We start from the raw sequence: 7977 nt of genomic DNA, 5'->3' as shown, positions 1-7977 counted from the left end.
CGCCCGCCCCCGAGGCCGCGGCACCCGCCGCGACGCCGGAAGCCGCGCCGGACGTCACCACGCCGGACACCGCGGCACCGGAGACCCCGCCCGCACCGGCGAACTGACGACAGACACCACTGCGGGGGGGCGCCAGGCGCCCCCCATCCACTTGCGGTCCGTTGCGGCCACGGGGCGAATCGGTTATTTCGTGGGCCCCGTGATCGTCGTCATTCGGACGGCCCGCTAAGACAGAATTGCACATCACGGGGGCCTCATGGCGCGTTACATCTTCATCACCGGCGGCGTCGTATCCTCGCTTGGCAAGGGGCTGGCTTCGGCGGCGTTGGGGGCGCTGCTGCAGGCGCGGGGGTTCACCGTCCGGCTGCGCAAGCTGGACCCGTACCTGAACGTCGATCCCGGCACGATGAGCCCGTTCGAGCATGGCGAGGTCTTCGTCACCGATGACGGCGCCGAGACCGACCTGGACCTGGGCCATTACGAACGTTTCACCGGGGTGGCCGCGCGGCGCACCGACAGCATCAGCAGCGGGCGCGTCTATTCCAACGTGCTGGAGAAGGAACGCCGGGGCGAATACCTGGGCAAGACCATCCAGGTCATTCCGCACGTCACAAACGAGATCAAGGACTTCCTGTCGATCGGCGACGACGAGGTCGACTTCATGCTGTGCGAGATCGGCGGCACGGTCGGCGACATCGAGGGCCTGCCCTTCTTCGAGGCGATCCGCCAGTTCATCCACGAGCGTCCGCGCGGCGAATGCATCCTGATGCACCTGACCCTGCTGCCCTATCTGGCCGCCAGCGGCGAGCTGAAGACCAAGCCGACCCAGCACAGCGTCAAGGAACTGCAGTCGATCGGCCTGGCCCCCGACGTGCTGGTCTGCCGGTCCGAGCATCCGATCCCGGAAAAGGAACGCGCCAAGATCGCGCTGTTCTGCAACGTGCGGCCCGATGCGGTGATCCCGGCCTATGACCTGAAGACGATCTATGAGGCGCCGATGGCGTATCATCGCGCGGGTCTGGACCGGGCCGTGCTGGACGCCTTCTCCATCAGCCCCGCGCCGCGCCCCGATCTGTCGCGGTGGGAAGACGTGATGGACCGGCTGTACAATGCCGAGGGCCAGGTGAACATCGCCATCGTCGGCAAGTACACCCAGCTGGAGGACGCCTATAAGTCCATCGCCGAGGCGCTGACCCATGGCGGCATGGCCAACAAGGTCCGCGTCAAGGCGGACTGGGTCGACAGCGAAAAGCTGGAGGGCGAGGGGTCGCATCTGCTGGACGGCTATCACGGCATCATCGTGCCCGGCGGCTTTGGCGAACGCGGGACCGAGGGGATGGTCGCCGCCGCGCGCTATGCCCGCGAGAAGAAGGTGCCCTATCTTGGCATCTGCCTAGGCATGCAGATGGCCGTGATCGAGGCCGCGCGCAACCTGGCCGACATGCCCGATGCCGGGTCCGAAGAGTTCGACCACGAGGCCGGACAGACCCGGTTCACCCCGGTCGTCTATCACCTCAAGGAATGGGTGCAGGGCAACTATACCGTCAGCCGCAAGGTCGGCGACGACAAAGGCGGCACGATGCGCCTGGGGTCCTATACCGCCGTGCTGGCGCAGGGGTCGCGGATCTCCGACATCTATGGCGGCGCGACCGAGATCGAGGATCGCCACCGCCACCGCTATGAGGTCGACGCCACCTATCGCACGCAGCTGGAGGCCGCGGGCCTGCGCTTTTCGGGCATGTCGCCCGACGGCAAGCTGCCCGAGGTCGTGGAATATGCCGACCACCCGTGGTTCATCGGTGTGCAGTCGCACCCCGAGCTGAAATCCAAGCCGTTCGAACCCGCGCCCCTGTTCGCAGGATTCGTGCGCGCGGCGATGGAGGAAGGGCGGCTGGTCTGACCGCCCCCCTGCCCGACCGGCTTGCCGCCGCGCTGTCCCTGACGGCGCGGCGGTATGCGTTTGCGCGGGTCGAACCGGTGGCCGGGCACCCGCTGGCCGGGTTCTTTCGCCGCGACGTGGCAGCGCTGGCGCGGGCGGCGGTGGCGGGGCGGCCGGAACGCCTGCTGGTGCGGGCCAGCACCGGCGCACCGGGCTGGGCGGCGGTGCCATGGGTCGCGTGGTTCGCGCCGCATGTGACGCGCAGCATGCGCCACGGCCTCTATGTCGCCTGCTTCGTGAACGCGCCGGACGAACGGATCGTGCTGTCGCTGCAGCACGGCGCGGCGGATGCGCTGCGCGAGCATGGCCATGACGCGGGGCTGCGCCATCTGCGCGACAGGGCAACGCGCACGCGGGACGGGCTGCCGGGGCATGGGTTCGACACCGCGCCCATCGGTCTGGGGTCGGAGGCCGCGCTGCCGCAGGGCTATCAGGCGGGCTGCGTGCTGTCGCGGAGCTGGGATGCGGGCGCGCCCGATCCGGACGGGTTCGAGGCGGCGCTGGCGCGGATGCTGGATCTGTATCGCGGGCTGGTCTAGCGGGTGCCCGCGCGGCGGGTGGAGAGGATCAGGTTCGTCTCGGACGTCATGACGCCGTCCAGGTCGCGGATGCGGCGCAGAACGTCGTCCAGTTCCGACAGTGACCCCGCCGCCAGATCCACGATCAGGTCCCACCGCCCGTTCGTCGAATGCACCGCCGTCACCTGCGCCATCGCGGTCAGGCGGGCCATGATGCGGTCGGCGCCCCGCCCCTCGATCCCGATCAGCATCAGGCCGCGCACGGGCGCGTCCTGCGCGTCGGCGCGGGTGATCGCGGTGAAGCCCAGGATCTCCTGCCGCTCCATCAGCCGGGCCAGGCGCAGGCGCACGGTCGCGCGGCTGACACCCAGCCTGTCCGCCAGATGCAGCACCGAGGCCCGCCCGTCGCGGCGCAGCTGCGCGATCAGCGCCTGATCCAGATCGTCCATAATGGCATCCTTGCCCGCCAATCGGGGCGATGATCCCGCCATTCCTGCTGCCTGTCCAGTTGAAACCGACCCATATCGCGCAGCATCATGGGCCGAACCCTGCAGGAGAAGACCGATGACCCCGCCCTCGCGCCAGGCGCTTGTTCCCTTTGTCAGCGTCGATCACATGATGCAGCTGGTCCATCACGTCGGCATAGAGCCGCTGCTGATCGAACTGGCCGACGCGATCGAGGCCGATTTCCGCCGCTGGCCCGATTTCGACAAGACCCCCCGCGTGGCCAGTCATTCCGACATCGGCGTGATCGAGCTGATGCCGACATCGGACGGGCAGCATTACGGATTCAAATACGTGAATGGCCATCCCGGCAACATGCGCCAGGGGCTGCAGACGGTCACCGCCTTTGGCGTGCTGGCCGATGTCGCCACCGGATACCCGCTGCTGCTGTCCGAGATGACCATCCTGACCGCGCTGCGCACCGCCGCGACCAGCGCCATGGCCGCCCGCTGGCTGGCCCCGCGCGATTCGCGGGTGATGGCGATGATCGGCAACGGCGCGCAGGCCGAGTTCCAGGCGCTGGCCTTCAAGGCGATCTGTGGCGTCGAGGAGGTGCGCCTGTACGACATCGACCCCGCCGCCACCGCGAAATGCGCGGCGAACCTGGCCGGGCGCGGGCTGCGCGTGGTCCCCTGTGCCAGTGCCGAGGACGCGATCCTGGGCGCGCAGATCGTGACGACCTGCACCGCGGACAAGCAATATGCGACCATCCTGTCGGACAACATGGTCGGCGCGGGCGTGCATCTGAACGCGGTCGGCGGCGACTGCCCCGGCAAGACCGAGCTGCACCGCGACATCCTGCTGCGCGCGGGCATCTTTGTCGAATACCCGCCCCAGACCCGCATCGAGGGAGAGATCCAGCAGCTGGACCCCGACCACCCGGTGACCGAATTGTGGCAGGTCATCGCCGGCCGCGTGCCGGGCCGCACCGGCGCCGACCAGGTCACCCTGTTCGACAGCGTGGGGTTCGCGATCGAGGATTTCAGCGCCCTGCGCCACATCCACAAGCGCCTGCAAGGTACCGGCCTGTTCCTGGACCTCGACATGATCGCCGATCCCGACGATCCGCGCGACCTGTTCGGCATGCTGTGCCGCGCGGCACCCCGGCAGGATGCCGCCTGATGTGATCGCCTGCGGCACGATCGCGAATTGCGAAGCCGCGGGTTCGGCCTTAGCAGATCGCCATGTCCATCCAGATCACCCGCCCGATCGGCCCGATCCTGCTGCTTGACGATGTCGCCTTGGGGCGGATGTCGCTGGCGGCCCTGTTCTTCATGCCCGGCGACCAGGCCCCGGCCCCGGTCATCGCGCCCTCCGGCCCGGTGGCGCCCGTGGCGCTGGCCCGGTTCGACGGCGCGACCGTCTGGCGGGCGCGATTCGCGCTGCCTGCGGACCGGGCGTCGGCCTATGACTGGGACGCCAGCGGTTCGAGGTCGCGGGCGATCTGACCGGAGACCTGCGGCTGGCCTATGTTTCGTGCAATGGCGAGGAGGTGGGCGACATGGACCGCGAGGGGTCCGAGCGTAACGCCATGTGGGCGCGCCTGCGCGACGACCACCGCCGCGCGCCCTTTGCGCTGCTGCTGCATGGCGGCGATCAGGTCTATGCCGACGAGGTCACGCAGGGCCATCCGCTGAGCGAGGACTGGCCCGACCGCGTGCCCGACAGGCCCGCCCCCGACGCGCTGGACAGCCTGCGCGCGCATCTGCGCCAGCGGTTCTTCGACCGCTATGCGGCGCTGTATGGTGCACCGGAGCTGGCCTGGCTGGCGGCGCGGGTGCCGTCGCTGATGCAATGGGACGACCACGACATCTGCGACGGATGGGGCTCTCTGCCCCGGTCGCGCACCGATTCGGCGGTGGGTCAGGCGCTGTTCGCCGCCGCCCGCGACAGCTTTCTGCTGTTCCAGCACGGCACCGTGGCGGGCGACCTGCCTGCCCGTTTCGCCGATCCGCATGGCGGGCATCTGGGCTGGGTGATCAACGCCCCCGGCCTGCGCCTTCTGGCCCCCGACATGCGGTCCGAGCGCACCCGGCGCGACATCATGGGGCCGGGCGGCTGGCAGATGATGGACGCCGAGGCGCGGCGCGAGGCGCAGGGCCACACCATGCTGATGTCCAGCGTACCGTTGCTGGGGCCGCGCATGTCGATCCTGGAATCGCTGATGGTGGCCATTCCGCGCATGCAGAAATACGAGGACGACCTGCGCGATCAGTGGCAAAGCCGCACCCATCGCGACGAATGGCGCCGCATCCTGCGGCTGGTGCGCGACATGGCACGGCGCGACGGCCATGACCTGACCGCCCTGTCGGGCGAGATCCACCTGGCCACGCGGGCCGAGATGGACCTGGGCGGCGGGCTGCAGCTGCACCAGCTGGTCGCGTCGGGCATCGCGCATCGCGCCCCGCCCAAGGGCTGGGCCCGGTTCCTGGGCGCGCTGGCGTGGCTGGGCGAGGACCCGCTGCCGGAACACCCGATCCGCATCCGCCCCCTGCCCGGCCAGCGCCACCGATACATTGCGCAGCGCAACTTTCTGGTGCTGGAACGGCGTGTGGGCGCATGGCAGGCGGTCTGGGACCTGGAGGACAGCGGGCGGACGCCGCCGCTGCCGATCTGAAACGGCAAAGGCCGCCCCGGGGGGCGGCCTTTGCGTGTCGGACCATGGTGCCGCAGAAGGGACTCGAACCCCCGACCCCATCATTACGAATGATGTGCTCTACCAGCTGAGCTACTGCGGCGTCTGGTCATGGCGCGCGGATAGCATCTTCGCGCCATGACGAAAAGGGGTCAGCTGCGAAAAATTCGCATCATCGGGTCAGCGCCGCGCGCGGGTTTCGGTCCAGTCCGCCGCATCCGTCGGTTCGACATCGGGACGCACCATCACCGGTTCCGCCGCAGGCACTGCGGGTTTGGGCTGTTCCGGTTCCGGCGCGGGCTGCGGCAGCGGCTCGGGTTCCGTGATCAGGACGGGTTCGGGCGTGGTCACCGTCGACGAGGGTTCGTCGATGACGCGATAGTCGCTTTCGCGCGGCACCATGCCGGGGGCCACGACCGGCTGTTCGATCCGACGCGGGGCGGGCTTGCCCTCCGGCTCGGCGGGACCGGGCGGGTGGGGCTGGACGGGTTCGGTCAGATCGGGGACGTCATCCGCGGGCTTGGGCGCGCCGACCAGCAGGGGCAGCATCTCGGCCCCGGTGGCCGAGGTCGTGCTGTGCCGCGTCTCGGGCTCGCGCCAGGTCAGCGTGTCGAAACCGCCGCAGCTGTCGCAGACCGGGGCCCAGCTGGACATCACGTTGTGGCACTTGTCGCAGCACCACTGCGGCCCGCGCGATGCCGACAGGGCACGGGTCAGCCAGCCGCGCACGACGCTGTCATCGGCACCCTCGCCGCGTTCGACGGCGGCCATGATCGACAGGGTCCGCACGGTCGGATGCTTTTCAGCCAGATCGCCCAAGGCGCGGCGGGCACCCGGAAAGTCCTCGGCGGCCAGCAGCAGTTCGGCCTTGAGCAGGCGGGTTTCCTCGTGGTCGGGGTTCTTCTTGATCAGCGCGTCAAAGCGGCGCAGGCGGGCGGCCGGGGTCTCGTCCGGGACGATCTCGGCATAGGCGGCGGCGATGTCGGGATGCGGGCGCACCGACCAGGTCTTTTCCAGGATCCGCGAGGCGTTGCGGTAATCCTTTTGCGCGACATAGCTGCGTGCTGCCAGCACGGCGGCGGGGATCAGGTCCGGCGACGCTTGGCGGCCGAGATCGCGGCCTCGCGCGCGCTGATGGAGTTGCCGTGGGCCAAGACGTCGCTGGCTTCCTGCAGGGCCAGCACGGCGTCGCGGCGCAGGGCCACGTCCTTGGGCAGGTCGCCCTGCGTGCGCTTGTCCTTGAGGGTCTGGCGCGCGCCCTTCCAGTCCTGTTCGCGGGTCTGCAGGTCCAGCAGGGTGTCCTGAACCTCCTTGTGGCGCGGCTTCAGGGCATAGGCCTTTTGCGCCAGCAGCAGCGCCTTGTGGGTGTCGCCCTCGGCCAGCTTCTGGCGCATCAGGCCGCGGATGCCGACAAATCGGGTTCGGTCGTCGTCCAGCAGGGTGCGATAGATGCCGATGGCCTTGCCGGTATCGCCCGACGTCTCTGCCGCCTGCGCGGCCAAGAGGTTGGTCAGGTGCGGCTGGTTGAGGTATTTCGCGGCCTTGGCGGCCTTGTCCTGCGCCAGCTTGCCCTCGCCGGAGGCGACGGCCAGCATGCCCTCGCCGAAGGCAGCATAGCCCTTGCGCTCGCGCGAGCGGGCGAAGTGGCGGTTGATCGCCGTTTCGTCGCCGACCAGAAAGCGCAGCACGGCCAGCGCCAGCCCCAGCAGCTTGAAGATCAGCCATGCGGCGATCATCAACACGAACAGCGCCACCAGCGCCTTGAGCGGCGACAGCGCGTATTCGATGCCGCCATATTCGACACGCAGCACCTGCCCGGTTTCGGACAGCTGCACCGCTCCCAGGGCCAAGGCCAGGACGACGGCGAAGAAGAACAGGATTTTCAGCAGTGACAACAGCATCGGGCGGCCCTCAGTTCGTGCCCGAGGACAGGTCGGACAATGCCGCCCGTGCCTGGGAATAGGCGGTTGCGCGGGACAGCCAGTCGGCCATGGCGGGGGCTGCCGTGGCGGGTTCCGGCAGGGCCTGCATCTGCGTCAGGGCGGCGTCGATCCGGCCCGCCTGCACGTCGGCATCGGCGCGCGACAGGACGGCATCGGGGTCGTCACCCTCGCGCGGTTCAACCGAACGGGCGCCGGTCTGGGCGCGCAGGAAGTTGGTCAACAGGTTGCCCTCGCCGCTGGCGCTGGTGTCGCGCAGGCTGGCGCGCAGGGCTGCGCGGGCGGCCTCGGGGAAATCGGCCTGCAGTTCGGTCAGGCTGGGCACCTGCGCCTGCAGGGCCTCGGGGGTGTCCAGACCGGCTTCCTCCAGCGCCTCGCGCGCCTGATCGGGGGTCACGCCCGCATCCAGCGCGGTCTGCAGCGCGGCGACGGCGGCCACCG

General features: G+C 69.5%; 6 protein-coding genes, 1 tRNA gene and 2 pseudogenes. 5 read left to right on the top strand and 4 right to left on the bottom strand.

Annotated elements, in window-relative coordinates; all coding sequences use genetic code 11:
* Positions 1–256 precede the first annotated feature (256 nt).
* On the top strand, positions 257–1900 hold the full coding sequence (locus TY51_RS12915; protein ID WP_042250116.1) for a CTP synthase: 1644 nt from the start codon (positions 257–259) through the stop codon (positions 1898–1900).
* Complete coding sequence (locus TY51_RS12910) at positions 1789–2478, top strand: MrcB family domain-containing protein (RefSeq protein ID WP_081994997.1); 690 nt, start codon at positions 1789–1791, stop codon at positions 2476–2478. Before TY51_RS12915 ends, TY51_RS12910 begins: the two co-directional genes overlap by 112 nt.
* Here the strand turns inward: TY51_RS12910 and TY51_RS12905 are convergent.
* Positions 2475–2906: an Lrp/AsnC family transcriptional regulator gene (locus TY51_RS12905; protein WP_042250114.1), complete on the bottom strand. Its 432-nt coding sequence runs from the start codon at positions 2904–2906 to the stop codon at positions 2475–2477. The genes TY51_RS12910 and TY51_RS12905 overlap by 4 nt on opposite strands.
* Positions 2907–3021: 115 nt before the next feature.
* Between TY51_RS12905 and TY51_RS12900 the strand changes: the two genes are divergently transcribed.
* The 3 genes from TY51_RS12900 (at position 3022) to TY51_RS12895 (ending at position 5578) form a co-directional block, all read left to right on the top strand.
* On the top strand, positions 3022–4083 hold the full coding sequence (locus TY51_RS12900; RefSeq protein WP_042250113.1) for an ornithine cyclodeaminase: 1062 nt from the start codon (positions 3022–3024) through the stop codon (positions 4081–4083).
* A 62-nt stretch (positions 4084–4145) separates the two neighbouring features.
* Positions 4146–4409, top strand: a complete 264-nt coding sequence (locus tag TY51_RS24350) for a hypothetical protein (RefSeq protein ID WP_307536720.1) — start codon at positions 4146–4148, stop codon at positions 4407–4409.
* Complete coding sequence (locus tag TY51_RS12895; protein ID WP_307536725.1) at positions 4373–5578, top strand: alkaline phosphatase D family protein; 1206 nt, start codon at positions 4373–4375, stop codon at positions 5576–5578. The genes TY51_RS24350 and TY51_RS12895 overlap by 37 nt, the downstream gene beginning before the upstream one ends.
* 45 nt (positions 5579–5623) lie before the next feature.
* Here the strand turns inward: TY51_RS12895 and TY51_RS12890 are convergent.
* From TY51_RS12890 to TY51_RS22765, 3 genes and pseudogenes are all read right to left on the bottom strand, one after another.
* Positions 5624–5699, bottom strand: a tRNA-Thr gene (locus tag TY51_RS12890).
* Positions 5700–6094: 395 nt separating this feature from the next.
* Positions 6095–7497 (bottom strand): annotated as a pseudogene (locus TY51_RS24560) (heme biosynthesis protein HemY); the annotation flags it as partial.
* Between the two features lie 10 nt (positions 7498–7507).
* A pseudogene (locus TY51_RS22765) lies at positions 7508–7977 on the bottom strand (hypothetical protein); the annotation flags it as partial.

This window comes from Paracoccus sp. PAMC 22219, from assembly GCF_000787695.1.
Taxonomy (GTDB): Bacteria; Pseudomonadota; Alphaproteobacteria; order Rhodobacterales; family Rhodobacteraceae; genus Paracoccus.
Note: the sequence above shows the minus strand (reverse complement) of the source record. Positions and strands in the feature narration are given on the sequence as shown.